Below are 2376 nucleotides of genomic sequence, written 5' to 3'. Positions count from 1 at the left end.
CTTCAACCCCTCCGGAACGTAATACAGCGCGTAGCTGTTGCTATCGACGGCGGCACGGCACATTTTCGGTGTCTTCAGACGGTCAGGGACGAATTTCAGTGTTTCGCCCCGGTGGCCGGCCGCGGCAAGACAAAGTTCCGGCGTTTTCATCGCTTCGGGAACGAACTCGATGTTGAAAGCCGATTTCTTGATGGCGAAACGGCAGACTTCCGCCGTTTTCCGATCCTCGGGCAGCGTCTCGAAAAGGTTCTCGCGCCACGGGTTCTCGTACACCCCCGTATCGAGATAGGCTATATCTATTCTCTCTTGCTCTGTCATGGTTTTCAGTATTTATGGAAAGCGCCCGGGTGACGGGCGCTTCTCTTGGTTAGACATATTCCGTTATCGTTCCGTTTCCTCCGTCCCGTTCTCGCTCTGGAACGTGAAGGAGGTCTTCACGACCTGACCCGTGTTGTCCTCGACATAGACGTCGATGGTCTGCTGGTCATCGCTGCGCGATGTGTAATAGAGGCGGAACACCTCACGGTCGAGCGGATAGCGGTCGTTGGGCAGGAACACCGTACCGTCGTCCATCCTCAACTCACCGCGCCCGTCGGGCTGGAAATAGCGGATCGTGTAACGCGCGCCGTCATATCTCCCCTCCCGCACGAGCGTGCAGCGGATTTCAGCGGTTTCACCAACGGAGATTCGCTTCTGAACGGGCATCGTTTCCAGAGAGAACGTGTACGCCTGCTGTATATCCAGCCCGTTGTCGCAGGATGCGCATAAAAGACCCAGGGCGGCGATCCAGACCGCCAGGGCCAATATCTTTTTCATCTTTTTCATGTCGCTTGCAAGTTTAATGGATTATGAATTTCACGCCCAGGCCGAACTGCGCGTGGAAATGTCCCGTTGTAGTGCCCCATAGGATACGCTCACGCCCCGTCAGCGAGAGGATAATCCTGTCGGTCAGGTACGCATCGACCTCCAGCGTGACGGCCCCGCCATAGAGGAAACGGTCGCGGTGGCGGAGCGTAGAGCCGTCATAGAGCCGCCTTTCGCCCCGGTTCACACTCTCGTAACCGGCCAGCGCCGAGCCGCCGAGGTAGAAGAAAAAAGTCCTGGACGGGTCGGCGAGGAACTTGTAATAGTAACCGCCCTCGGCAGTGAACTGCGCCACAGGGATACGTTCCGACTTGTAGGGGTAATAACGGTTCAGGAACTCCGCGCCGAACACCCACTTGTCGGCATTCTTCGCGTAGCGGCTCATGGCCAGCCCGAACCAGTAGCCCGTTTCGCTGCGGCTGTCCCGGGTATAGAAGCCGTCGGTCATGCCTCCCCGTATTTCCAGCCCGCGCATGGCGGGCAGGGCACGCTGGGCGTGCGCCCCGTCCGAAAGGAGGAGGCATAACCCCAGCGTGAGAATGAATATCGCCCGTTTCATATCACTTTACCTTTAACTCGTTGATAACACGTGCGCGCACCAGGTCGGCATTCTCCACCGTGAAAGTCTGGTGTCGCCCGCCCTGCTGCTCGTGCAGTTCCACGACCAGCTGCTTGTCGTCGGCCAGCGTGAACTTCGGGAGCGTGAAGACCATGCGCTCGGTACGCTTGCCGCCGATGACCTGCACGTTGTTGTACGCACGCACGGGCCATACGACCTGCTCCTGGATGGCCGTGCGTTTGGCCACCTTCTTGTCCGTAATCTTGAACGTCAGGTAGTCCACGTTGAAAGGCACGTTGGAGGAGTTTTTCAGTTGGAGGTGGAAATAAAGCAGGTCGTTATGCACGTAGATACCTTTGAGGAGGTATTGTACCCCGAAACGCTTGCAACCGATATGCTTGATCTCGCGGCGGTCATTCTTGTAAATGGACTGCATGATCAGTTTGACCAGCAGCGGAGATTCGCATCCCAACTCCTGCAAATAGATGTCCAGCGCATTATTGGGGCGGTTTACCGCCTCCCCGCCATGCAGGAAGTCCGCCATCTCGACCGACAGTTTCACCGGCTCGTCGGCATACTTGACATTGAAGCTGTAATAGGCCCCGTCCTCGGTAATGACCGAAAGGTTGCTCTCGCGCGAGAAATCACGCAGGGCCGCCTTTACACGCAGCACGTTTTCCGTGCCGTCGGCTTTCGCCGCCAGAAGATCCGAAGACCCCAGATCGACGTAACGGATGGCCGAGGGGAAAATCACATGAACGGTCTTGCTGAACGTCACCTCCAGCGCGTAGGGCGGGATAACCCGGTTGAAGGTCAGCGGACGGGTAAGACCGTCGTACAAATCGCCCGTGGAGGGCTTTTCCTGCGCGTGGGCAGCGAACATGCACCCGATAAAAGCGAGTGCCAGAAGAATCTTTTTCATACTCGATAATTTTTTGATTGTTGATAAAAAT

General features: G+C 56.8%; 4 protein-coding genes. All 4 read right to left on the bottom strand.

All coding sequences use genetic code 11. The annotated features are described in order from the left end of the window. On the bottom strand, nucleotides 1-318 hold a 318-nt coding region (locus tag ACESTR_RS15985), incomplete at its 3' end, for a DUF4116 domain-containing protein (RefSeq protein ID WP_373179436.1). Between the two features lie 63 nt (nucleotides 319-381). After that, a complete protein-coding gene (locus ACESTR_RS15980; RefSeq protein ID WP_004295445.1) occupies nucleotides 382-825 on the bottom strand; it encodes a DUF3872 domain-containing protein in 444 nt (147 codons plus the stop codon). Nucleotides 826-838: 13 nt separating this feature from the next. Further along, nucleotides 839-1423 (bottom strand): conjugal transfer protein TraO, encoded by a 585-nt coding sequence (locus tag ACESTR_RS15975; RefSeq protein WP_004295446.1) that lies wholly within the window; start codon nucleotides 1421-1423, stop codon nucleotides 839-841. 1 nt (nucleotide 1424) lies between these two features. Beyond that, nucleotides 1425-2345, bottom strand: a complete 921-nt coding sequence (gene traN / locus ACESTR_RS15970) for a conjugative transposon protein TraN (protein ID WP_004295447.1) — start codon at nucleotides 2343-2345, stop codon at nucleotides 1425-1427. Nucleotides 2346-2376 lie beyond the last annotated feature (31 nt).

It is taken from the genome of Alistipes sp. DJF_B185, assembly GCF_964250025.1.
Lineage (GTDB): Bacteria > Bacteroidota > Bacteroidia > Bacteroidales > Rikenellaceae > Alistipes > Alistipes finegoldii.
Note: the sequence above shows the minus strand (reverse complement) of the source record. Positions and strands in the feature narration are given on the sequence as shown.

Excerpts from the sequence above, each read along its gene's own strand:
- ACESTR_RS15980 (WP_004295445.1), bottom strand. The coding sequence starts at position 825 with ATGAAAAAGATGAAAAAGATATTGGCCCTGGCGGTCTGGATCGCCGCC.
- traN (WP_004295447.1), bottom strand. The coding sequence starts at position 2,345 with ATGAAAAAGATTCTTCTGGCACTCGCTTTTATCGGGTGCATGTTCGCT.
- ACESTR_RS15975 (WP_004295446.1), bottom strand. The coding sequence starts at position 1,423 with ATGAAACGGGCGATATTCATTCTCACGCTGGGGTTATGCCTCCTCCTT.